Source organism: Micromonospora desertarenae, from assembly GCF_056150265.1.
The window spans coordinates 326,730-350,338 of the sequence record NZ_JAXCFQ010000001.1 but is presented as its reverse complement, the minus strand read 5'-3'; the positions used below and the strand labels follow the sequence as shown (position 1 = coordinate 350,338).

General features: G+C 73.5%; 21 protein-coding genes. 15 read left to right on the top strand and 6 right to left on the bottom strand.

Annotated elements, in window-relative coordinates:
- Window positions 1-16: 16 nt before the first annotated feature.
- The 5 genes from ctaE (at window position 17) to SM577_RS01565 (ending at window position 5,184) form a co-directional block, all read left to right on the top strand.
- Window positions 17-616: an aa3-type cytochrome oxidase subunit III gene (gene ctaE, locus SM577_RS01585; protein ID WP_088992680.1), complete on the top strand. Its 600-nt coding sequence runs from the start codon at window positions 17-19 to the stop codon at window positions 614-616.
- A 74-nt stretch (window positions 617-690) separates the two neighbouring features.
- Window positions 691-1,527, top strand: coding sequence for a cytochrome bc1 complex diheme cytochrome c subunit (gene qcrC / locus SM577_RS01580; RefSeq protein ID WP_302921502.1), 837 nt, complete (start codon window positions 691-693; stop codon window positions 1,525-1,527).
- A gap of 67 nt (window positions 1,528-1,594) precedes the next feature.
- On the top strand, window positions 1,595-2,683 hold the full coding sequence (gene qcrA / locus SM577_RS01575; RefSeq protein WP_302921503.1) for a cytochrome bc1 complex Rieske iron-sulfur subunit: 1,089 nt from the start codon (window positions 1,595-1,597) through the stop codon (window positions 2,681-2,683).
- Window positions 2,680-4,314 (top strand): cytochrome bc1 complex cytochrome b subunit, encoded by a 1,635-nt coding sequence (gene qcrB, locus SM577_RS01570; protein WP_302921504.1) that lies wholly within the window; start codon window positions 2,680-2,682, stop codon window positions 4,312-4,314. Before qcrA ends, qcrB begins: the two co-directional genes overlap by 4 nt.
- Window positions 4,315-4,512: 198 nt before the next feature.
- Window positions 4,513-5,184 (top strand): DUF4142 domain-containing protein, encoded by a 672-nt coding sequence (locus SM577_RS01565; protein WP_302921505.1) that lies wholly within the window; start codon window positions 4,513-4,515, stop codon window positions 5,182-5,184.
- Between the two features lie 60 nt (window positions 5,185-5,244).
- On the opposite strand, the gene SM577_RS01560 is transcribed toward SM577_RS01565, so the two are convergent.
- The 5 genes from SM577_RS01560 to SM577_RS01540 form a co-directional block, all read right to left on the bottom strand.
- On the bottom strand, window positions 5,245-5,532 hold the full coding sequence (locus tag SM577_RS01560; protein WP_088992685.1) for an Lrp/AsnC family transcriptional regulator: 288 nt from the start codon (window positions 5,530-5,532) through the stop codon (window positions 5,245-5,247).
- 112 nt (window positions 5,533-5,644) lie between these two features.
- Entirely contained in the window at window positions 5,645-6,511 is an 867-nt protein-coding gene (locus SM577_RS01555; protein WP_474586105.1) for a nucleotidyltransferase family protein, read from the bottom strand.
- Between the two features lie 152 nt (window positions 6,512-6,663).
- Window positions 6,664-7,206: an NUDIX hydrolase gene (locus tag SM577_RS01550; protein WP_474581220.1), complete on the bottom strand. Its 543-nt coding sequence runs from the start codon at window positions 7,204-7,206 to the stop codon at window positions 6,664-6,666.
- 53 nt (window positions 7,207-7,259) lie between these two features.
- The gene (locus tag SM577_RS01545) at window positions 7,260-9,053 is read right to left on the bottom strand and encodes a RelA/SpoT family protein (protein WP_302921780.1); all 1,794 of its coding nucleotides are present in this window, start codon (window positions 9,051-9,053) and stop codon (window positions 7,260-7,262) included.
- Between the two features lie 130 nt (window positions 9,054-9,183).
- Window positions 9,184-10,938, bottom strand: coding sequence for a DEDD exonuclease domain-containing protein (locus SM577_RS01540; protein ID WP_474581221.1), 1,755 nt, complete (start codon window positions 10,936-10,938; stop codon window positions 9,184-9,186).
- A gap of 127 nt (window positions 10,939-11,065) precedes the next feature.
- On the opposite strand from SM577_RS01540, the gene SM577_RS01535 reads away from it, so the two are divergent.
- The 10 genes from SM577_RS01535 (at window position 11,066) to SM577_RS01490 (ending at window position 21,617) form a co-directional block, all read left to right on the top strand.
- Complete coding sequence (locus tag SM577_RS01535) at window positions 11,066-12,505, top strand: NYN domain-containing protein (protein ID WP_302921510.1); 1,440 nt, start codon at window positions 11,066-11,068, stop codon at window positions 12,503-12,505.
- Window positions 12,506-12,650: 145 nt separating this feature from the next.
- Window positions 12,651-12,863: a hypothetical protein gene (locus SM577_RS01530; protein WP_302921511.1), complete on the top strand. Its 213-nt coding sequence runs from the start codon at window positions 12,651-12,653 to the stop codon at window positions 12,861-12,863.
- Window positions 12,864-13,192: 329 nt separating this feature from the next.
- On the top strand, window positions 13,193-13,384 hold the full coding sequence (locus SM577_RS01525; protein WP_302921512.1) for a hypothetical protein: 192 nt from the start codon (window positions 13,193-13,195) through the stop codon (window positions 13,382-13,384).
- 29 nt (window positions 13,385-13,413) lie between these two features.
- On the top strand, window positions 13,414-13,947 hold the full coding sequence (locus SM577_RS01520) for a ribbon-helix-helix protein, CopG family (RefSeq protein ID WP_302921513.1): 534 nt from the start codon (window positions 13,414-13,416) through the stop codon (window positions 13,945-13,947).
- Window positions 13,948-14,022: 75 nt separating this feature from the next.
- Entirely contained in the window at window positions 14,023-14,862 is an 840-nt protein-coding gene (locus SM577_RS01515) for a DUF4097 family beta strand repeat-containing protein (RefSeq protein WP_302921514.1), read from the top strand.
- Window positions 14,863-14,891: 29 nt separating this feature from the next.
- Window positions 14,892-15,851: an ATP-binding cassette domain-containing protein gene (locus SM577_RS01510; protein WP_302921515.1), complete on the top strand. Its 960-nt coding sequence runs from the start codon at window positions 14,892-14,894 to the stop codon at window positions 15,849-15,851.
- Window positions 15,848-16,687: an ABC transporter permease gene (locus SM577_RS01505; protein WP_302921517.1), complete on the top strand. Its 840-nt coding sequence runs from the start codon at window positions 15,848-15,850 to the stop codon at window positions 16,685-16,687. Before SM577_RS01510 ends, SM577_RS01505 begins: the two co-directional genes overlap by 4 nt.
- Before the next feature lie 127 nt (window positions 16,688-16,814).
- On the top strand, window positions 16,815-18,986 hold the full coding sequence (locus SM577_RS01500; RefSeq protein ID WP_302921518.1) for an MMPL family transporter: 2,172 nt from the start codon (window positions 16,815-16,817) through the stop codon (window positions 18,984-18,986).
- A gap of 250 nt (window positions 18,987-19,236) precedes the next feature.
- Entirely contained in the window at window positions 19,237-20,496 is a 1,260-nt protein-coding gene (locus SM577_RS01495) for a M48 family metallopeptidase (RefSeq protein ID WP_302921519.1), read from the top strand.
- Window positions 20,493-21,617: a glycosyltransferase family 4 protein gene (locus SM577_RS01490; protein ID WP_302921520.1), complete on the top strand. Its 1,125-nt coding sequence runs from the start codon at window positions 20,493-20,495 to the stop codon at window positions 21,615-21,617. The genes SM577_RS01495 and SM577_RS01490 overlap by 4 nt, the downstream gene beginning before the upstream one ends.
- Window positions 21,618-21,854: 237 nt before the next feature.
- Here SM577_RS01490 and SM577_RS01485 read toward each other — a convergent pair whose 3' ends face one another.
- On the bottom strand, window positions 21,855-23,609 hold the full coding sequence (locus SM577_RS01485) for a putative bifunctional diguanylate cyclase/phosphodiesterase (RefSeq protein WP_474581273.1): 1,755 nt from the start codon (window positions 23,607-23,609) through the stop codon (window positions 21,855-21,857).

The following is a 23,609-nucleotide window of genomic DNA, read 5'->3' as shown; positions in this document are numbered from 1 at the left end:
GGGCAATAATGACCGCGTGACTGCGGCCCCAGCCATTGACAAGAGCCGGATCCACTCCCTGACCCGACCCAACATGGTCAGCGTCGGGACGATCGTGTGGCTCTCCAGCGAACTCATGTTCTTCGCGGCGCTGTTCGCGATGTACTTCTCCATCCGCGCGGCGGCGCCGGAGCAGTGGGCGGAGCACACCGAGCACCTCAACATCCCGTACGCGACCACCTTCACGGTGATCCTGGTGTTGTCCTCGGTGACCTGCCAGCTCGGTGTGTTCGCCGCCGAGAAGGGTGACGTCCACGCCCTGCGGCGCTGGTTCACGATCACCTTCGTGATGGGCCTGATCTTCGTGCTCGGCCAGCTCAACGAGTACCGCGAGCTGGTGCACGAGGGCATCAAGATCAACGAAGACGGTTACGGGTCGATGTTCTACCTGACCACCGGCTTCCACGGTCTGCACGTGACCGGCGGTCTGGTCGCCTTCATCATCTTCATGATCCGCACCACCATGGGCCGGTTCACCCCGGCGCAGGCCACGTCCGCGATCGTCGTGTCGTACTACTGGCACTTCGTCGACGTGGTGTGGATCGGCCTCTACGCCATGATCTACTGGCTTCAGTGATCTTGGCGCGTCACGAATCGCGTCGCTGCTCCGTCCCCTGAGACACAAGGTCCAACCGGTTAAGGACACAGGTCATGACTTCTGACAACGACCGCCGACGCGGTCTGCTCGCGCGGCTGCGCGGGCGGCCCGTAGCGCGCAGCAGGGGCCGCCGCCGGCTGGGTGCCGCGGTCCGGCTGCTGGCCGCGCTGATGCTGGCCGGCGGCGCCTACACCGTCTTCGCCCCCGGCGTGCAGGCGCAGGACAATCCGCCGCTGACCGGCGCCGCCGCGGAGGGCAAGGCGCTGTTCGACGTGAGCTGTGTGACCTGCCACGGTCGCAACGCGCAGGGTGTCGAGGGACGCGGGCCGAGCCTGATCGGCGTCGGCGCGGCCTCGGTGGAGTTCCAGGTCGGCACGGGCCGCATGCCGATGGCCCGGCAGGAGGCCCAGGCGCAGCGCAAGCCGGAGCTCTTCACCGACGAGCAGACCCGCCAGCTGGCCCAGTACATCCAGGAGCTCGGCGGCGGGCCGGTCGTGCCCGAGGGCGCCAACCTGCACGAGGACGGGAACATCGCCGCCGGTGGCGAGCTGTTCCGGATCAACTGCTCGCAGTGCCACGCCTTCGGCGGTGGCGGCGGCGCCCTCTCCTCCGGCAAGTACGCGCCGAGCCTGCGTCCGGCCACCGACCGGCAGATCTACGCCGCCATGCTGAGCGGCCCGCAGAACATGCCGGTCTTCGGGGACAACCAGATCACCCCGGAGCAGAAGGCGGACATCATCGCCTACATCCAGCAGACGCTGAAGCACGACCAGGACCCGGGCGGCTTCAACCTCGGCCGGTACGGCCCCTCCACCGAGGGCCTGGCGATCTTCCTGGTGGGCATCGTCGCGCTGGTCTTCACGAGCCTGTGGATTGCGGGCAAGTCGTGACCGGGCGGATCGTTGGTTTCAGTGCTGTGGTGCCGCGGCTCGGCACCGCACGTAGCGAGGTGACGGCATGAGCACGCACACCGAGCACCAGGCCCAGCAGGGCCGGGAACCGCTCGACGTGAACACCCCCGGGCTGACCCGTTTCGACATCGTGCGGGAGGGCGCGCGGCGGGACGACATCGAGATCGTCCACTACGAGCCGCAGGTCGTCCCGGGCAGCAAGGCCGAGCGCCGGCTGACCCGTACCGTCGCGGCGATGTTCCTGCTCACCGGTCTGGCCGCGACCGCGTTCCTGATCATCTACATCTGGTGGCCGTGGGAGTACGCGCCGGGCCGCGGCGGGGACAAGTGGTACACCCCGCTGCTCGGCGTCACCCTGGGCGTGGCCCTGCTCGGCATCGGCTTCGGCATCCTGACCTGGGGCAAGAAGCTGCTGCCCAAGGAGGTCTCGATCCAGGACCGGCACGAGGGCGCGGTGTCCGCGGACGACCGCACCATCACCGGCCAGACCATGCTCTACATGGCCGACGAGCTGGGCGTGAAGCGCCGGCCGCTGCTCGGCATCTCGCTGCTGGCCGGCCTCGCGCCGGTCGGCGCGGTCGTCGCGGCGCCGCTGGTCGGCGGTCTGATCTCCGACCCGCACAAGAACAACCAGATGTTCACCACCGGGTTCGCCCCGGCCGAGGGCGGCCAGAAGATCCGGCTGGTCCGCGAGGACGGCCGGCCGGTCCGCCCGGCGGACATCAGCGCCGGCGGCCAGCTCACCGTGTTCCCCGGCATCGAGCACGGCGTGAGCAACCGGCACGCCGACTCGCCGACCCTGCTGATCCACCTGCGGGACTCGGACGCCCAGGAGTCGCGCCGCAACAACGAGCGCGAGGGCCACGGCGACTACATGTGGGGCAACTACGCCGCGTTCTCCAAGATCTGCACGCACGCCGGTTGCCCGGCGAGCCTGTACGAGCAGCAGACCAACCGTCTGCTCTGCCCGTGCCACCAGTCGCAGTTCCTCATCACCGACAATGCCCGGCCCATCTTCGGTCCGGCCAGCCGGCGGCTGCCGCAGTTGCCGATCGAGGTGGACGCCGAGGGCTACTTCGTGGCGAAGTCCGACTACACCGAGACCGTCGGGCCCGACTTCTGGGAGCGGCCGTGAAGCGCCGAAAGTTTGACATGGCGGCGGTGCCGGGCAAGACCGCCGCGGGACTGGACGACCGGTTCCAGGCGGCCACCCCGCTGCGCCGGTTGCTGAACAAGGTCTTCCCGGACCACTGGTCCTTCCTGCTCGGCGAGATCGCGCTCTTCTCGTTCATCGTCCTGCTGCTCACCGGGGTCTTCCTGACCTTCTTCTTCGAGCCGGCGATGACCGAGGTGGTCTACAATGGCAGCTACGCCCCGCTGCGGGGCACGCCGATGTCGGCCGCGTACGCCTCCAGCCTGGACATCTCGTTCGACGTCCGGGGCGGCCTGATCATGCGGCAGATGCACCACTGGGCGGCGCTGCTGTTCATGGCCGCGATCGTGGTGCACATGCTCCGGGTCTTCTTCACCGGCGCGTTCCGCAAGCCGCGGGAGACGAACTGGATCATCGGCTCGCTGCTGTTCTGGGTCGGCTTCCTGGCCGGCTTCACCGGCTACTCGCTGCCGGACGACGGCCTCTCCGGCACCGGTCTGCGGATCGCCTCGGCGATCATGCTCTCCATCCCGGTGATCGGCTCCTGGGTCACCTCGTCGATCTTCGGCGGGGAGTTCCCCGGCACGATCATCATCAGCCGGTTCTTCATCGCCCACGTGCTGCTCATCCCGGGTCTGCTGGTCGCGCTGATCAGCGTCCACCTGGGTCTGGTGTTCAAGCAGAAGCACACCCAGTGGCCCGGCCCCGGCCGGACCAACGGCAACGTGGTCGGCGAGCGGATGTTCCCGCGCTACGCGCTCAAGCAGGGCGGCTTCTTCATGGTCGTCTTCGGCGTGATCGCGCTGATGGGCGGCCTGTTCCAGATCAACCCGATCTGGCTGTTCGGCCCGTACGAGGCGTGGGTGGTCTCGGCGGCCAGCCAGCCCGACTGGTACGTGATGTTCCTCGACGGCTCGACCCGACTGATGCCGGCGTGGGAGATCCCCATCCCGATCGGCGACGGGTACGTGATCCCGCCGCTGTTCTGGCCGACGGTGGTGCTGCCCGGCATCCTGGTGGCCCTCTCCACGCTCTACCCGTTCCTGGAGGCGCGGCACCTCAAGGACTACCGGAGCCACAACCTGCTCCAGCGGCCCCGTGACGTGCCGGCCCGGACCGCGGTGGGCGCGATGGCGGTGGCCTTCTACGTCGTGCTGACGCTCTCCGGCGCCAACGACGTGATCGCTGACAAGTTCCAGATCAGCCTGAACGCGATGACCTGGGCGGGCCGGATCGGTCTGCTGGTGCTGCCGCCGCTGGCCTACTACGTCACCTACCGGCTCTGCCTCGGTCTGCAGCAGCACGACCGCGAGGTGCTCGCCCACGGTGTCGAGACCGGCATCATCCGGCGACTGCCGGACGGCCGGTTCGTCGAGGTGCACCAGCCGCTCAGCGCGGCCCAGGGGCACGACGGCGAGGCGCACGGCGAGCTGGAGTACGCCGGCTGGGTGGTGCCGAAGAAGATGAACCGGCTCGGCGCGCTCGGCCCGGCCATCCGGGGCTTCTTCTACCCGATCGAGAAGCCGGCCGAGGCGCCGGTGTCGCCGGGTCACCCGCCGGTCGAGGCCCGACCGGAGCGGGAGGAGATCGGCAGCGGCGAGCGTCGCGGCTGACCGCCTGAGACACCCCGACGTGGCGCCCCCGGAGTCCTCCGGTGGGCGCCACGTCCGTTTCCGCCCCGCCTGCCGGGGGAGCGGTCGGACCGTGACGTCCTGAGCGGGTACGACGGCGCCGGTCCCGGCGGGCGGATCGCAGGAATAACCCCGGTCAGTCGGGTATCCGTGCGGTCCAACGTCTCAAGGGGGGGAAGCATGTTGGGTATCAAACGCCTCGGCCTGCTGGCCGCGCTGGTGCTGGTGGGGCTGGCACCCGCCGCGGCGGCCCAGGCGGCGGCGCAGCCGTCGACGCAGGACACCCAGTATCTGCAGGCGATCCACCAGGTCAACCTGTTCGAGATCACCACCGGTGACCTGGCCCAGCAGAAGGGCCAGAACCAGCGGGTGAAGGACCTGGGCGAGATGTTCAAGACGGATCACACCCAGCTGGACCAGACGGTGCAGCAGACCGCGTCCCAGCTCGGTGTGCAACTGCCCGCCGAGCCCACGACCGACCAGCAGGCCGTCATCGACCAGCTGAACAACGCCAGCGGCGAGGAGTTCGACCGGCTCTGGGTGACCAGCCAGCTGGCCGGCCACGTCCAGGCCATCCAGGCCACCCAGACGGAGATCTCGCAGGGCACCGAGCAGTCGGTGGTCCAGCTGGCGCAGACGGCGCTGCCGGCGCTCCAGGCGCACTACGACGAGCTGGTGCAGCTGGCCGAGCAGCTGGGCATCCCGGTGCCGCAGGCCACCGCCACCGGCACGCCGAGCCCGGGCGGCACGCCGGCTCCGGGCGGCACCACCGAGACCCCGGCTCCGGGCGGCACCACCGAGTCGCCGGCCCCGGGTGGCACCACCGAGACGCCGGTTCCGAGCGAGAGCTGACGTCGGACGACGGCCGGCCCATCCCCTCCCGGGGGTGGGCCGGTCGCCGCCTGTCCGGGCTCAGTCGGCGTTGGCCAGGCCGATCGCGAACGCCTCCTCCAGATCGTGCTGGGAGTACGCCCGGAAGGCGATGTGCGACTCGGTGTTGAGCACGCCCGGCACCTTGGAGATGCGCCCGGCGATGACCTGCTCGATCTGGTCGAACTCGCGCACCCGGACCATGGCGATCAGGTCGACGTGGCCGGCCACCGAGTAGACCTCGCTGACGCCGGGCAGGTCGGCCAGGGCCTCGGCCACCTCGGGGATCGAGTCGGTGGCGCAGTCGATCAGCACGATCGCGGTGATCACGGGACATTTCTCCGTTCGTCGACGTCGTCGCTCATGCTAGTGCGGTGGCTCGTGATCGGATGACGGTCCGCCGGTCTGGCCCCGGCGATCCGACCCGCCCCTGGCCGGCAGGTCACCGGCTCGGGGGTGCTGCCGGGACGGTGAGCTCGGGGGTGGCGCGGATGGCGTCGCGGAGTCGTTCGCCGGCCGCCACCCGGGCGTCGGGCCAGACCACGACGCGCTCGACGTCGCCGAGCACGCTCGCCCCGGCGCCGATCACCGACCGGTGGCACCGGCCGGTCACCGTGGCCGTCGGGTCGACCAGGCTCCCGGCTCCGGCGGCGTGCAGGTTGGCCGCGAGGTAGTCCGCCGGGGTGCCGGTGTCGTAGAAGGTGCCGGCGTACGGCACCACGGTCAGCGCCCCGGCCGCCTCCGCCGGCCGCCACACCGCCCGGACCAGGTCGCCGAACTCCGCCGGCAGGTCCCGCACCAGCCGCCAGGGCAGCAGCGAGAAACCGGTGAACGCGTGGCCGTCGAAGGTGCCGGGGGCCGCCGGGTCCGCGGCGGGCTGACCGAGCAGGCGTACGCTCTCGCCGTCCCAGCCGTGCAGCAGCGCGGCGACGTCCGGCCCCGGCGCGGCGGCCGGGTCGTGCAGGTAGGCGTCGGCGTTGCCGACCAGCACCCCGCGCCCGGCGATCCAGTCCCGCAGGTTGCCGACGCCGCCGGCGGTGCCCAACGGATCGCCCGGCTCGACCGAGACGTGGGCCCGGTCGCCCACGTGCGCGACCACCTGGTCGCCGAGGTAGCAGGCGTTGACCGCTACCCGGTCCGGCCCGGTCAGGCCGAGCCCGGCCAGCCGGGCCAGCGCGCGGTCGAGCAGCGGTACGTTGCCCACCGGGCAGAGCGCCTTGGGCACCCGCTCGGTCAGCGGCCGCAGCCGGGTGCCCTCGCCGGCGGCGAGCACCACGGCGCAGACGTCGGGCCGGGCCGGCCCGGTCACGCCGGCGCTCCGCGTGGTTCCGCGCCGGCGTGCGGTCGCGGCGGCGAGCGTGCTCACGCCGGCACTCCGCGTCGTTGCGCGCCGGAGGCGTGGCGCCCCGGCGTGGGGCCCGACCGACCCGCTCACGCCGGGGTTCCGCCGCGCGCGGTGGTTCACGGTGTGGTGTCCGGGACCGGTGGTGGGAACTGGCCGGCCAGCGGGCCGATGTCGTAGTAGGCGAGCAGGCGCGCCGTCGGCCAGGTCAGCCGGGGCAGGTCGTCCAGCGGGTGCCAGGCCGCCTCGAAGACCTCCGCGCCGTCGACCTTCAGCTCCGTGGTCGACGCCGGCACCTCGGCGGTGAACACCACGTCCACCCAGCCCTTGGCGTGCACCACGGCGTTCGGCACGGCCGGCTGGAGCTGCCGGGGCGAGAGCCGGATCCCGGACTCCTCGAACAGCTCCCGGGCGGCGCCGACCACCGGCGCCTCGCCGCGTTGCAGCAGCCCGGCCGGGAGGGTCCAGCCGTTGCCGGGCGGCTGGCGCAGCAGCAGCAACCGGCCCGCCCCCTCGGCCTCGGCGTCGCGGACCAGGGTCACCGCGCCGACGATGTACTTCGGCACGGCCAGCCGGACCAGGCGGCGCCGCAGCGGCAGCGGCAACCGGTAGAAGACCTGGTAGGCGACGGCTCGTCCGGTGGCGCGCGAGCGGGGGATCATGGGTCCAGGCTAGTGGCCACGAGGACGGTTCGCGCTCCCCGGGCCCCGCCCGGTCACTGCCGGTGGTCCACCAGGTCGATGAGCTGGCGTACCACGGCGTCCGGCTCGATCACCCGGTCGAAGACCGCGACCAGCATGGTCTCCAGGTCGGGGTAGCCGAGTTCCTCGGAGAGCCGCAGCAGCGGCAGGTCGCTGGCCAGCCCCCGGTTGTGCTGGCGCAGCGCGAGCCCGATGGTGGCCCGGCCGAGCCGGACCTTGTCGCTGATCGTGATGCCCGGTTCGGAGTGCTCGGCGAACCACCGGTTGATCTGCATCTGCGCGTGCGGCGACTTCACGAACCCGAGCCACTCCCGGCGCGGGCCGCGCGGTGCGGCGTCGCTGCCGGCCCCGCCCTCCGCGTCGGTCTCGGTGAAGATCTCCACCACGTCCCCCTCGGCCAGCTGCGAGGAGAGCGGGGCCAGCCGGCCGTTGATCCGCGCCGCCAGGCAGTGGTCGCCGCGCTCGGCCCCCAGCTCGTAGGCCAGGTCGACCGGGGTGGCGCCGGCCGGCAGCACGACCTGCCGCCCGTCGGCGACCACCTGGATCTGGGTCTCGGCCAGGTCGCAGCGCAGCGACTGGAGGAACTGCGCCGGGTCGGCGGCGTCCTGCTCCCAGTCGAGCACCCGGCGCAGCCAGTCGAGCTGCTCGGCCTTGGCCGCCGCCGCGCCGCCGCCGGAGCGGGGGAAGCGGAAGTCGGCGGCGATGCCGTACTCGGCCTTGCGGTGCATCTCCTCGGTGCGGATCAGCACCTCCACCGTGCGGTTCTCCGGGCCGCAGACGCTGGTGTGCAGCGAGCGGTAGAGGTTGTTCTTCGGCGAGGCGATGAAGTCCTTGAACCGGCCCGGGACGGGCCGCCAGACGCCGTGGATGGCGCCCAGCGCGGCGTAGCAGTCGGTGGCCGGACCGTCCACCACCACCGCGATCCGGGGCAGGTCGTACGGGGTGTCGTGGCCGCCGGCCACGGTGTCCTTCCAGATCGAGTAGAGGTGCCTCGGGCGCGGGGTCACCTCCGCGTCGACCCGGTTGCGGCGCAGCGCCACCCGGGCCCGGGCGACCACCTGCTCGAGGTAGGCGTCCCAGCCGGGGCGCTCCCGCACGTGCCGGGAGATCCGGTCGTGCTCCTCCGGCTTGAGGTGCAGCAGCACCACGTCGTCCAGCTCGCGTTTCAAGGTCTGGATGCCGAGCCGGTCGCAGAGCGGGACGAGCACCTCCTGGGTGGCCCGGGCGATCCGCTCCCGGGAGGCGGCCGAGCGTACGCCCAGGGTGCGCATGTTGTGCAGCCGGTCGGCCAGCTTGATGATCAGCACCCGGACGTCCTTGCCAGCCGCGATGATCATCTTGCGGATCGTCTCGGCCTCGGCCGCCTTGCCGTAGAACGCCTTGTCGAACTTGGTCACCCCGTCGACCAGGTGGGCCACCTCCCGGCCGAAGTCCTCGGCGAGCGCCTGGAGGGTGTAGCGGGTGTCCTCCACGGTGTCGTGCAGCAGGGCCGCGACCAGGGTGATGGTGTCCATGCCGAGCTCGGCGCAGATCTGCGCGACCGCGAGCGGGTGGGTGATGTAGGGCTCGCCGCTCTTGCGGAACTGGCCGCGGTGCATGTTCTCGGCGATGGTGTAGGCCCGGCGCAGCACGGCGGGGTCGGTGCCGGCGTGGATGGCCCGGTGGGCGCGGATCAGGCGGCCGACCGGATCGGACTCGGTGGTGGGCCAGGTCAGCAGCGACCGCAGCCGCCGGGCCAGGGGCAGCTCGCCCGGCTGGGTCGGAAGCGCGCCCCCCAGGGCGGCGCCGTGTCCGGCGTCGACGTCCACGAGGGACACCTCCTCACCCCGGCTCCACGGCCGCCGCGGTTGCGGCAACCGGGAGCAGGCCCACGAAACGGGCAGGACTGCACTTCTCTAACAGCCTAAGTGAGTCGACGTAGTCCGATCGGTCACTTGCTCATGAGCGTTCGGTCGAGAGTTGGTGCGACGCCGCGCTCTCGGCCTTGCTCAGCAGGTCGCGGAAGCGGGCCGCGCCGGCCACCGGGGAGGCCCATCCGGAGGACATCTCGACCAGCCGGGTCTCCGGTCGCTCCAACCAGGACAGGATCCGCTCGGTCTCCTCGGCCGAGGCGTTCGGGACCGGGCCGTGACCCGGGGACACCGTCTCGGCGGTGGCCCGGATCGCGGCCAGCGTCGGTCGTGGATGGACACCGGGCGGGGAGACCCCGGCGCCGGCCAGCCGCCCGTGCCGGACCAGGGCCAGCTCCCAGCCGCCCCGGGCGGCGGGCCGGGCGGCGGCCAGCTCGGCGATCCGGGTCAGCGCCACCAGCCGCTGCATCCGCACCGTCGCCCGCAGCACCGCGGCGAGGCGGGCGCGTACCACGGCCGCCTCCTCGTAGCGCTGGGCCCCGGCGAGCACCTCGATGCGGGCCAGCAGCGCGTCCACCACCGGCTGCGGGTCGCTGGCGGTCGCGGTGCGGAACGGCGCCACCGCGCGGGCGTCGTACTCCTCCGGGGTGATCCGGTGCTCGCAGGGCGCCGGGCAACGACCCAGCTCGGCCAGCGCGCAGGCCGGCGTGACGGTGCGCAGCGAGAGCCGGTGGGTGCACTGGCGCAGCGGCACGGCGTCGTGGAAGCCCGCGGCGGCCAGCTCCGCGGAGCGGCGGGAGTTGAATGGGCCGAGGTAGGCGTCGTCGGTGGGGGAGATGCCGCGCACCACGGACAGCCGGGGGTACGGCCCGTCGGTCAGCTTGAGCCAGACCGCCCGCTCCGGGAACTTCGACCGGCGGTTGTACGGCGGCGCGTGCGCGCCGATCAGCCGCAGCTCGCGGACCTCGGCCTCCAGCGAGTGGGCGCACTCGACCGCCTCCACCCGAACGGCTGCGGCGAGCATCTCGGAGATCCGGGCCCGCTTCTCGGCGGCGGTGAAGTAGCTGCGCACCCGGGTGGCGATGTCGCCGGAGGTGCCGACGTAGAGCGGCCGGTCGTCGGCGGCCCGGAAGATGTAGACGCCGGGCGCCTTGGGCAGCCCCTCGGCCAGGTGCCGCTTGCGCCGCTGGGTCGGGGTGACCGCGCGGGAGAACTCGATGGCGTCGCCGATGGTCTCGACCCGGTGCCCGCCGAGCCGGGCGATCAGCCCGTGCAGCACGTCGACGGTGGCCTTGGCGTCGTCGAGCGCCCGGTGCGTGGGTTGGGTGGCGGTGCGGAAGTAGGCGGCGAGGGTGCCGAGCTTGCGGTTGGGCACCTCGTCGCGGGTCAGCACCCGCCGGGCCAGCGCGGCGGTGTCCAGCACCCGGGGGTTCGGCCAGCGGTAGCCGTGCTTCGCGCAGGCGGCCTTGAGGAACCCGACGTCGTAGGGGGCGTTGTGGGCCACCAGGACGGCGTCGGAGATGAACTCCAGGAAGCTCGGCAGCACCTGCTCGATCGGCGGGGCCGGCAGCAGCATCGCCTGGGTGATGCCGGTCAGCACGGTGATGAACGGCGGGATCGGCTCGCCCGGGTTGACCAGGGTGGCCAGCACGCCCAACTGTTCGCCGCCGCGCACCTTGACCGCGCCGATCTCGGTGATCCCGCCGCCGTCCGGCGCGCCACCGGTGGTCTCCAGGTCGACCACCACGAACGTCGTCGCGTAGAGCGGCAACGCCGGATCGACAGTGCCGGCGGCCGGGTCGAGCCCGGCCAGCGCCTCCTGGACGTACTCCTGCTGTGCCATCGGCGGCACCGTAGCGCCCCGGTCCGACACTCCCGTCCCGGCAGCCCCATGGGCCACCCGGGGTTTAGGATGAGAGATCGGCTCACTCACCCGGCGGTGGGCCCGGTCGCGGTGGGAGACTTGCCACATGCCCCTCACCGAGCCGTACGACGACAACCTCCCCCAGGAGGAGCCCGTCGTCGCTGCCCACGGTGCCGGTGCGGGGACCGACCCGGACGACCCGGCGGAGCCCGACACGCCGTCGCCCGAGCCCGAGCCCGAGCCCGAGCCGACCCTGCCCGAGCCGGTCCGCCAGCGGATCGTCGCGCTCACCGCCGCGGTGCTGCCCGGCCTGCCCGGCGACGAGGTGCCGGTGCCGCTGCGCCGGGTGGCGAAGTTCGCGCCCAACCGGCGGGCCCGCCTGGGCGCCCCGGCCATCGCCGCGCAGCTCGCCGCCGACCCGCTGTTCCGGCAGCGGGTCACCGCCCGGGTCCTCGCCGACGCCGGCGACCTGGGCGCGGCAGTGGTCGAGGGGACCGCCCCGGCGGCCGCCGACCCGGTCGAGGTGGCCGCGCTGGCCTACCTGGCCCGCCCCCGCGGCTGGCGGGACCTGATCGAGGCCAGCGGCGCGGCGGTCCGCGCCGAGGCCGACAGCGCGGTGGTCGCCGAGCTGGTCCGCGAGGCCGAGCAGCGGGCCACCCGGGCCGAGCACGACCGGGCGGTGGCCCGGGTCGAGGCGGAGAAGCTCCGCGACGAGCTGGCCCGGGTCCGCGAGGAACTCGGCCAGCTCCGCGAGGAGAACCGGCAGCTGAGCCGGTCGCTGCGGGAGACCCAGGCCCGGGAGCGCAAGGCCGGCGAGATGCTGGCCACCGAGCGCGGCCGGGCGGCCCGGGCGGCGGCCGACGCCGACGCGGAGCTGCGTCGGGCGCGGGCCCGGCTGGCCGAGGCGGAGGCGGCGGCCGGGGTGGCCCGGGCCAGCGCCAAGGAGGCCCGCTCGGTCGACGACGCCCGGCTGTGGCTGCTGCTGGAGACGATCGGCCAGGCGGCCGTCGGGCTGCGCCGGGAACTGGCGCTGGACCCGGTGGACAAGCTCCCCGCCGACTTCGTCGCCGACGCCTTCGCCGAGCAGCCGGCCGGCCCGGCGGCTGGGGCGGCCGCCCGGGCCCGGGACACCGACGATCCGGCCCGGCTGGACCAGCTCCTCGCCCTGCCCCGGGCGCACCTGGTGGTCGACGGCTACAACGTGACCAAGCGGGGCTTCGGCGAGATGTCGCTGGAGCAGCAGCGCAAGCGGTTGATCAGCGGGCTGGGCGGGATCGCCGCGCAGACCGGCGACGAGGTCACCGTGGTCTTCGACGGGGCGGAACGGGTGCACGGCCTGCCGCCGGCGCCGCGCGGCGTGCGGGTGCTCTTCTCCCGCAAGGGGGAGACCGCCGACGAGCTGATCCGCCGCCTGGTGCGGGCCGAGCCGCCGGGCCGCCCGGTGGTGGTGGTCTCCTCCGACCGCGAGGTGGCCGACGGGGTACGCCGGCACGGCGCGTACCCGCTCGGGGCCGACTCGCTGCTGCGCCGGCTCGCCCGGTCCTGATCCGGGGCGCTTGATCGCATTCCGGCCGTCCGCGACGCCGTTGTCCGTTTCTGTCGTACCCCGCGCATAACGTCGTGGTGACCGACGGTGCTCGGGTGGTGACGGTGACGCCGTGCCCGGTCGCCGCAGCGCACCAGGAGGCGAGATGCTCATCGACTGCGCGGGGTGCGGGATCCGGGGGAGCGGCTGCTCCGACTGCCTGGTCACCGCCCTGCTCGACGATTCGTCCCCGGCCGCCGGGCTGGGTGGCGCCGAGGCCCGGGCGGTCGAGGTGTTCGCCCGGGCGGGCTTCGAGGTGGAGGTGCTGGCCGCGCCCCGCTCGGCCCGCCGGCCGACCCGGCGCCGCCGGGTGGCGTGACCGGGCCGGACAGTTCGCGGGGGCCCGGCGCGCCTCCGGAATGCATGCGCCGCGCCGTGGCCCGGTCACCGACCGCGACGAGTGGCGCGTTCCTGATGCGCGCCCACTGACTCGGGCAACCTCATCCAGATCGCGCAGCCGAAGTAGTCGACGCGCGAACCGGCCGGCGACCCGGTCGAGTTCCGCGGCCCGGTGGCCGCTGCCGATAACCAGCGGGTTATCGGCCGTTACCGGAGTCGCCGTTGATCCCGCCCCGCTGGTGCCCGACGCTGGGATCCGTCGGGCGATCACCGACCGGTGACCGCCCGAACATGTGGCAAGGAGTTGGCGTGCGGAAGCTCGTGTACTACATCGCGGTCACCCTGGACGGCTTCATCGCCGGCCCGGACGGGGCGGACCCCACCCCACCGGGCCCGACGGTTCTGGCCGATCCCGGACGGCCTTCTCACCTGCCCTTTCTCGGCGTCGACGTGCCAGACGGTGCCAACGATGGCACCACTGCTGAGCCATGGTCCTTGTAGTGGTGCCATGAGTGTGCCAAGATGGCACCATGGACTTGACGTCGTATGTGAGCAACCTCGGGCGTGAGTTCGCCACGCTTGCCGAAGCCGGCGGTGAGGAGGCCCGTGCGCTGGTCGAGCGCCTGACCGGGTCGCTCGAGTCGGCGATCCGGATGACGCTGCTGGAGGCACTGTCGGCCGCCGCCGACGAGATCACCCGGGACCTGGCTCCGGGCTCGGTGGAGCTGCGCCTGCGCGGACGCGATCCGGACTTCGTGGTGACCCCGCCACCCGCCGAGTCGCTCGGGCCGGCGGCCCGGGGCGCCGCGGCGACCGTCGACGGCACGCCGGAGAGCGACCTGCTGATCGCCGAGGAGGGCCCCGCCGCCCGGATCAACGTACGCATGCCCGAGCAGCTCAAGGCCGCGGTCGAGGAGGCCGCGGCCAGGGAGGGGCGCTCGGTCAACGCCTGGCTGGTCCGGGCGGCCGCCGCCGCCGTGCAGCGGACCGAGCGCGATCAGCGTCCCGAGGCGCCCGGGGGCGGGAAACGGACCCCGCAGCGCTTCACCGGCTGGGTGCGCTGACCGCACCGCACGCCGCCCGCACACCACGTCCCCGACCTGCGGGACGACTCACCCACGCATGATGCGGAGACAACCATGCCCAACTTCGAGACGCCCGAGCCGATCTCCGTCACGCTCGAACTCGGCGTTGCCGACGTGCGGATCGCCGCCAGCGACCGGACCGACACCGTGGTCGAGGTGCGCCCGAGCGACGAAACCGACGAGTCCGACGTGAAGGCCGCCCAGCAGGTCCGGGTCGACTACACCAACGGCGTGCTCCGGGTCACCGGCCCCCGGCGCGTCTTCGACTTCACCAAGAAGACCAGGGCGGTCGACGTGACCGTCGAGCTGCCCAGCGGTTCCCAACTCTCCGCGCACCTGCTGATGGGCGACATCCGCTGTGCCGGCCGGCTCGGCGAGTGCCGGCTCAAGACCACCGGCAACCTCTGGCTGGAACGAACCGGTCCACTGCGCCTGCACACCGGGTTCGGTCACGTCAACGTCGACGGCATCGCGGGCAACGCCGAGATCTCCACCGGCTCCGGCAAGATCCAGGTCGGCGAGATCGAGGGCACCGCGGAGGTCAAGAACTCCAACGGCGACACCACGATCGACGCGGTCACCGGCGACGTGCGGGTGCGCAACGCCAACGGCGCCATCGACATCGAGCGGGCCGGCGCCGGCGTCGACGTGAAGACCTCCAACGGCGGGATCCGCCTCGGCGAGGTGGTCCGGGGTTCGGTCGTGCTCGCGACCGCCGCCGGCGACCTGGACGTCGGCATCGCCGAGGGCACCGCCGCCTGGCTCGACGTGGACACCGGGTTCGGACGCGTGCACAACCGGCTGGCGAACACCAGCGGGCCCGACCAGGCCGACCAGACCGTCGAGGTACGCGGCCGCACCTCCTACGGCGACATCACCATCCACCGCTCCTGATCCACCTCGGGACCCGGAGAAAGGCAACCATGACCAGCACACTCTCCCAGCCGGCGATCGCCGCGACCGGGCTACGGAAATCGTTCGGCGACCACGTCGTGCTCGACGGCCTCCAGCTGACCGTGCCAAGGGGGACGGTCTTCTCGCTGCTCGGCGCGAACGGCGCCGGGAAGACCACCACCGTCAAGATCCTGTCCACGCTGCTCCGGGCCGACGCCGGCGACGCCCGGGTCGCCGGGCACGACCTGGCCCGCGAACCGGACGCGGTACGCGCCGCGATCGGCGTCACCGGTCAGTTCTCCGCGGTGGACAACCTGCTCACCGGCGAGGAGAACCTGCGCCTGATGGCGGATCTGCACCACCTCGGCCGGGGCGAGGGCCGGCGGCGCGCCGCCCAACTGCTCGAGCAGTTCGGCCTGACCGAGGCGGCCGGGAAGCCGGCGGCGACCTACTCCGGGGGCATGCGGCGCCGGCTCGACCTGGCGATGACCCTGGTCGGCAGCCCACAGGTGATCTTCCTCGACGAGCCGACCACCGGACTGGACCCGCGCAGTCGCCGGGACATGTGGCAGATCGTCCGGGACCTGGTGGCCGGCGGCGTCACCATCTTCCTGACCACGCAGTACCTGGAGGAGGCCGACGAGCTGGCCGACCGGATCGCGGTCCTCGACCGGGGCCGGGTGGTCGCCGAGGGAACCGCGGAGGAGCTGAAGCGGCGCATCCCGGGCGGACACGTCCGCCTGCGGTTCGCCGACCCGCGGGACCTCGACGCGGCCCTGCGCGTGCTGGGTGACGCCTCGCGCGACAACGACGCGCTCGCCCTGCGGGTGCCCAGCGACGGCAGCCTGCGCTCGCTGAAGACCCTGATCGGCCGGCTCGACGACCAGGCCGTCGAGGTCGACGAGCTCTCCGTGCACACCCCCGACCTGGACGACGTCTTCCTCGCCCTCACCGGCGACCCCACCACCGGGAAGGTGACCACCCGATGAGCGCCCACACCCTCACCGGCCCGCCGCCGGCGAACCTCCGGTTCCACCCGCTCCGCGACTCGGCCACCATGCTGCGCCGCAACCTCAAGCGCATGCTGCGGTACCCGTCGATGACCGTGATGCTCATCGGGATGCCCGTGGTCTTCCTGCTGCTCTTCGTCTACGTGCTCGGCGGCACGCTGGGCGCCGGGCTCGGCGGGGCGGCATCGGCCGGCGCGGCCGGCGGGCGTGCCGCGTACGCCAACTACGTGGCGCCCGCGATCATCCTGATGACCGTGGCGTCCACCGTCCAGGGGACCGCGATCTCGATCGCCATGGACATGACCGAAGGGATCATCACCCGGTTCCGCACCATGCACATCGCCCGCGTCTCGGTGCTGACCGGGCACGTTCTCGGCAGCATGATCCAGGCGATGATCAGCCTGGCGGTCGTGATCGGCGTGGCGCTGCTGGTCGGCTTCCGGCCCACCGCCGGGCTGGGCGGGTGGCTGGCCACGGCCGGTTTCCTGTTGGTGGTGACCTTCGCCCTGGTCTGGTTGTCCGTCGCGCTCGGCCAGGTGAGCAAGAGCGTCGAGACCGCGAGCAACCTGCCCATGCCGCTCGTCCTGCTGCCCTTCCTCGGCAGCGGGTTCGTCCCCACCGACTCCATGCCGGCCGGTCTGCGCTGGTTCGCCGAGTACCAGCCGTTCACGCCGATCATCGAGACCCTGCGTGGTCTGCTGATGGAGGAGCCGATCGGCAACAACGGGTGGATCGCGCTCGCCTGGAGCGCCGTCATTGCGCTGGGCGGATATCTCTGGTCGAAGCGACTGTTCAACCGCGAGTCCGCGAACTGAAAGGAGACGGTGATGTCGCACGATCCGGCGACCGCCCCCGGGACCGACCTGCCCTCGGCGCGTCCGGCGGACCGCCCGTACCACCCGCACGACAAGCTGCGCGTCCGCGCGAACTTAGGGAGAGACGATGTTTGACCGGTTGGGACGCTTCGTCGTCCACAACCCGTGGAAGGTGATCCTCGGCTGGTTGGTGGCCACCGTGGCCATCATGGCGACCGCGCCCGCGCTCGGCGACGTGACCAGCCAGGACCAGGCCGACTTCCTGCCCCGTGACTACGAGTCGGTCCAGGCCATGGAGGTGGCCCAGCGGTCCTTCCCCACCGCCAACGACGCGACCGCGACGATCGTGGTCAAGCGGGCCGACGGGCAACCGCTGGCCGACGCCGACCTCGCCACCGTGGGCAGGCTGGCCGAGGCGGTCGGCACGGTCGACGCGCAGTACGTGACCGGCACCGCCGGGCCGCCCACCCCCTCGCCGAACCGGACCGTCGCCCTGGTGACCGTCGGCCTGAAGGGCGCACCCGACGACCCGGGGCTGCTCGACACCATCCCGAAGATCCGCGACGCGGCGAAGTCCACCCTGGACGGCACCGGCCTGGGCTACGCGGTCACCGGTGACGTCGCCATGTACGCCGACAACGCCGACGCCTTCGACACCGCGCTGGTGGTGGTGGGCCTGGCCACGATCATCCTGATCATCGTGCTGCTGCTGGTCATCTACCGCAGCCCGCTGGCCGCGCTGCTGCCGATCGTGACGGTGGGCATCGTCAGCGCGATCGCCCCCGGCCTGATCTCGTGGGTGGCCCGGGCGGCCGACCTCCGGGTCGACCAGTCCCTGGAGATCATCCTCACCATCGTCCTGTACGGCGTGGGCACCGACTACATCCTGTTCCTGCTGTTCCGCTACCGGGAACGGCTGCGCGCCGGCGACGACGCCAAGCAGGCGCTGGTGGCGGCCGTGGCCCGGGTGGGCGAGGTGATCGCCTCCGCCGCGGCGGCCATCGTGATCGCGTTCAGCGCCCTGCTGCTGGCGGTGTTCGGCGCGTTCACCAGCCTCGGCCCGGCGCTGGCCATCGCCGTCGTGATCATGGCGTTCGCCGCGCTGACCCTGGTCCCGGCGGTGGTGTCGCTGCTCGGCACGAAGATCTTCTGGCCGTCGAAGTCGTGGCAGCGCACCCCGCGCGGCACCGCGTTCCAGCGGCTCGGCCGGTTCACCGGGCGGCGACCGGCCGTGGTGGCGCTGCTGTCCGGCGGGCTGATGCTGGCGCTGGCGGCCGGCGTGCTCGGGATGAAGTGGGACTACGACCAGACCGGCCAGCTGCCGTCCGACACCGAGTCGGCGCGCGGCCTGGACGACCTCCAGTCCGGATTCCCGGTGGGCGCGCTCAACCCGACGTCCGTCTACGTCCGCTCCGACGACGGCCAGCGGCTCGACCCGGCCACGCTCGCCACGTACGCCGCGTCGCTGAAGGACGCGCCGGGCATCGGCGGCATCATGCCGGCCGGCCAGGACGGCAGCCTCGCCGTCCTCAGCCAGGACGGCACCGTCGCGCGGATCGACCTGCTGATGGACCGCAGCCCGTACGCGCCGCAGTCGCTGGACCTGGCCGGCGGTGAGCTGCGGGACGTGGTGCACGCGCGGGCCCCCGACGGCACCACCGCGTACGTGGGCGGGATCAGTTCGCTGTTCGCCGACGTCCGGGACGCCAACACCCGGGACCTGAAGGTGATCTTCCCGGTCGCCGGTGTGCTCATCGCGATCATCCTGGCCCTGCTGCTGCGCAGCCTGGTCGCCCCGATCTACCTGATGGCGGCCGTGTTCCTCGGCTTCCTCAGCACGCTGGGCGCCACGGTCTTCGCGTTCCAGGGGGTCGGCGACCGGCCGGGCCTGTCGTTCATGCTGCCGACGATCCTGTACCTGTTCGTGGTGGCGATCGGCACCGACTACAACATCCTCATGATCGCCCGGCTCCGCGAGGAGGCACGGCTGGGCAACGACCCGCGTACGGCCGCCGACCTGGCGGTCGAGCACGGCGGCCCGTCGGTCGCCGCGGCGGGTCTGATCCTCGCCGGCACCTTCGCCTCGATGATGCTGGCCGGGGTGGCGTTCCTCACCGAGATGGGCTTCGCCGTGGCGATCGGCATCTCGATCTCCGCCTTCGTCATGGCGATGCTGCTGGTACCGGCGATCACCGCGCTGCTGGGCCACCGCGCCTGGTGGCCGGGGCACGGCGACGCCGCCCGCAACGGCACGGCGCCGCCCGCGGAACGCGGTCCCGTGCTGACGGAGACCCGCTAACCATCCGACCGGACCCCGGTCCGCCCGCACGGGCGGACCGGGGTCCGCCGCACCGGGTGGCGGCGGGCGCGGCGCGGCGGGGCTCGACCCGGGCAATAGGATGGGCGCTCACGGCGGGAGGGAGCGGCGGCATGACGCGGGTACGGCGCGGTGGCGACAGCCCCGCCGCGATCGGCGGTGTCCCCGGCCCCCGCCGGACGCCGGCGGTGCGGCTCCTCGACGGTCGCGACGTGGCGTCGGGCGGGCCGCGGTGACCCCGCGCGGCTGGGCGGTGCTGACCCTGGTCGGCCTGACCGTCGCCCTGGTGGTCACCGCCGCGGTGCTGATCCCGTGGCACCGGCCGCCCGCGCCGCGGGCCGACCAGGTGGCCGCGCTGCGCGACCTGCCCGCCGACCAGGTGGCCCGGGCGCGGGAGTTCCGCTCGGCGCTGCGCCCCGGCGGCTGGGCGGCGCTGGCCGTCGGCCTGCTGGTGGCACTGGCGCTCGGGGTGACCCCGCTGGGCAGCCGCCTGGTCGAGCTGGCCGGGCGCCCCTTCGGCGACCACTGGATCGCCCAGGCCGTCCTGGGCGGGCTGGCCGTGGTGCTCGTCGCCGACCTGGTCACCCTGCCGTTCGCCGCCTGGCGGCACGCCGTGCTCACCCGCTACGGGCTGGCCACCAACGGCTGGGGCGGCTGGGCCGTCGACCTGCTCAAGTCGTACGCCGTCAGCGCGGTCATCGGGGCGGTGGCGCTGCTCGGCTTCTACGCCGTCATCCGGCTCGCCCCGCGCTGGTGGTGGGCGTTCGGCGCGGCCGGCGCGGCCACCCTGGTGGTGCTGCTCAGCTTCGTCCTGCCGGTGCTGGTGGAGCCGGTGTTCAACAAGTTCACCCCGATGGAGCAGGGCCCGCTGCGCACCGAACTGATGAGCATGGCGGCCCGCGACGGCGTGCCGGTCCGCGACGTGCTGGTCGCCGACGCGTCCCGGCGCACCCGGGCGGTCAACGCGTACGTCTCGGGGTTGGGCCCGACCCGGCGGGTGGTCGTCTACGACACCCTGCTGCGCGAGGCCGGCCCGGACGAGGTGACCGCCGTGGTGGCGCACGAGCTGGGCCACGCCAAGGACCGGGACGTGGCGGTCGGCACGCTGACCGGGGCGCTCGGCGCCGCCGCCGCGGTGGTCGCGCTCTACCTGATCGGCTCGTGGGCGCCGCTGCTGCGGCTGGCCGGCGTCGACTCGGTGGCCCAACCACGCGCGTTCCCGCTGCTGATCGCGCTGGTCACGGTGGCCGGGCTGGTCTCCGCCCCGGTGCAGGCGCTGATGTCGCGGCGGGTCGAGGCGCGCGCCGACGCGCACGCGCTGGCGCTGACCGGCGACCCGGCGGCGTTCGAGGCCATGCAGCGGCGACTGGCCGGGATCAACCTCTCCGACCCCGACCCGCCCCGGCTGGAGTACCTCTACTCCGCCACCCACCCGTCCACGGTCGAGCGGATCGCCGCCGCCCGCGCCCACGCCAGGGAGGCCGGCCGATGAGCCGGACGCTGCTGATCACGAACGACTTCCCGCCGCGCCCCGGCGGGATCCAGTCCTTCGTGCACAACCTGGCGGTACGCCAGCCCGCCGGCTCGGTGGTGGTCTACGCGTCGAGCTGGCGGGACGCCGCGAAGTTCGACGCCGACCAGCCCTTCGAGGTGATCCGGGAACGCACCCGGGTGCTGCTGCCCACCCCGCTGGTGGCGCGCCGGGCCGCCCGGCTGGCCCGCGCGTACGACTGCGACACGGTGTGGTTCGGCGCGGCGGCCCCGCTCGGGTTGCTCGCCGCGGGCCTGCGCCGGCGGGCCGGCATCCGCCGGGCGGTCGCCCTGACCCACGGCCACGAGGTCGGCTGGGCGGCGCTGCCCGGCGCGCGGGCCGCGCTGCGCCGCATCGGCCGGGGCGTCGACGTGACCACCTACCTCGGCGAGTACACCCGGGTGCGGCTGGCCCGGGCGCTGCACGGGCTGACCGAGCTGCGCCGGCTGGCGCCCGGGGTGGACGTGGACACCTACCACCCGTCCGTCGACGGCGAACCGGTCCGGGTCCGGCTCGGGCTGGCCGACCGGCCGGTGGTGGTGTGCGTGTCCCGGCTGGTGCCACGCAAGGGCCAGGACATGCTGATCCGCGCCATGCCGGAGATCCGCCGGCGGGTGCCCGACGCGGCGCTGCTGGTGGTCGGCGGCGGGCCGTACCGGGCCACCCTGCAGAAGCTGGCCCGGCAGACCGGCGTGGAGCGGGACGTGGTCTTCACCGGGTCGGTGCCGACGGCCGAGCTGCCGGCGCACTACGCGGCCGGCGACGTCTACGCCATGCCGTGCCGCACCCGCAACCGGGGCCTGGACGTGGAGGGCCTCGGCATCGTCTACCTGGAGGCCTCGGCGACCGGACTGCCGGTGGTCGCGGGCGACTCCGGCGGCGCTCCCGACGCGGTCCGCGAGGGGGAGACCGGCTACGTGGTACGCGGGCGCGACGTTGCGCAGCTCGCCGACCGGGTGGTCCGGCTGCTCGCCGACCGCGACCTGGCCCGGCAGCTCGGCGCGGCCGGCCGGGCCTGGGTGGAGCGGGAGTGGCGCTGGGAGACCCAGGCGCAGCGGATGGCCGCCCTGCTCGCCGGCTGACCACGGCAGGGCTGTCGAGCTGCCCCCGTTTCCGGGCGGCGGGTCGATGCCGGGCGGGCGGCGTGCCTTCCGCGGGCGCTGTCGAGCTGCCCCGGATACGAGACCGCCCGGGCGCGCTGCGGCGCCCGGTCCTTCCCGCGGTGGTCCCGTCGGCGGGGCAGCTCGACAGGGCTCGGAGCGGTGTCTGTCGGGGGAGGGCTGACCGGCGGGACGCGTACCGGGCGTGGGGCGAGACGGTCAGCCGATCCGTTCCAGGATCCGCTCGGCGGGGGCGGGGCGACCGAAGTGCCAGCCCTGGCCGGCGTCGCAGCCGATCGCCCGCAGCCGCTCGGCCTGCCCGGCCGTCTCCACCCCCTCGGCGGTGACCGTCAGGTCCAGGGCGTGCGCCAGCGACACCAGCGAGGCGAGGATCCGCTCGTCGGTGCAGCTGGCCGGTTCCACCGCCGGCGCGCGCAGCCCGGCCACGAACTCGCCGGCCACCTTCAGCTCGGTCACCGGCAGGTCGCGCAGGTACGCCAGGTTGCAGTACCCGGTGCCGAAGTCGTCGATGGCGATCCGTACGCCGAGGTCGGCCAGCACCCGCAGGGCCCGCACCGGCTCCTCCGCGGTGCTCATCATCGTGCTCTCGGTGATCTCCAGCTGGAGCCGCTCCGGCGGCAGGCCGGTGCTGCTCAGCAGGCGGCGCACCTCCTGCACCAGGCCGGGCCGGTGCACCTGCCGCACCGCCAGGTTGACGCTGACGTACGGCGCCCGGCCGCCCGCCGCCGACCAGCTCTCCGCCTCCCGGCACGCCTCGGCCAGCACCCACCCACCGAGCGGGACGATCAGCCCCGTCTCCTCCGCCAGCCCGATGAAGCTGTCCGGCCGGAGCACGCCCAGCTCCGGGTGCCGCCACCGCACCAGCGCCTCCACGCCGAGCAGGCGGCCGTCCCGCAGCGAGGTCAGCGGCTGGTAGTCCAGGTAGAACTCGCCGCGTTGCAGGGCGGCCGGGATCGCCGCCGACAGCGCCTGCCGGGCCAGTTCCCGGCGGTCGCGGTCGGCGTCGTAGAGCGCCCAGCGCGCCCCGCCGGACGCCTTCGCCCAGGACAGCGTGCTGTCGGCGGCGCGCATCAGGTCGCCGGGGGTGGCGCCGGCGACCGGGCGCTCGACGATGCCGATGCTCGCCGAGACGGCCAGCTCGTGGCCGTCCACGACGGCCGGCCGGCGCACCGCGGCCAGCGCCGCCTCGGCCACCGCCACCACGTCGTCGGTGCCGGCGCAGCGCTCGACCAGCACCACGAACTCGTCGCCGCCGAGCCGCGCCAGCAGGTGCCCGTCGACCGCCCGGCGCAGCCGCTCGGCCACCGTGACCAGCAGCGCGTCGCCGACCTGGTGCCCGTGCGAGTCGTTGACCACCTTGAACCGGTCGAGGTCGAGGAAGCACAGGCCGATCCGCTCCGCGCCGCGACCCGGCGCGGTGATCGCGGCGGTCAGCCGCTCGGTGAACAGGGTGCGGTTGGGCAGCTCGGTCAGCGGATCGTGGGTGGCCTGGTGGCGGAAGCGCGCCTCGCTGGCGCGCAGCGCCCGCTCCGCCTCGGCCCGGGCGGTCATCGCGGCCCGGCGGATCGACTCCTGCTCGTCCAGCGTGCGGTCGCGCAGCGCCCGGGCGTAGCCGGTGGCCACCGCGGCCAGCAGCCGGGCCATCCGGTCCTCCACGTCGTCGGCGACCAGGCCGAGGTCGCGGACCAGCCGGAGCTGGACCACCTCGACGGTGCGGCCCAGCCCCTCCGCGGAGGCGATGTGCGAAGCCACCAGCTCCGCGCCGACCCGGTGCCCGACCCGCAGGTCGAACGGCTCGGAGCAGAGCGCGGTGGCCAGCTGCTCGGTGAGCCGTTGCAGCAGCGCCTCCAGCTGGCCCTGGGTCATCGGCAGGTAGCTGGTGCCGGAGACCGCCTTGGCCCAGGCCCGGGCGAAGGTCCCCGGCCGGGACCGGGCGCCGTTGGCCTCGGGCAT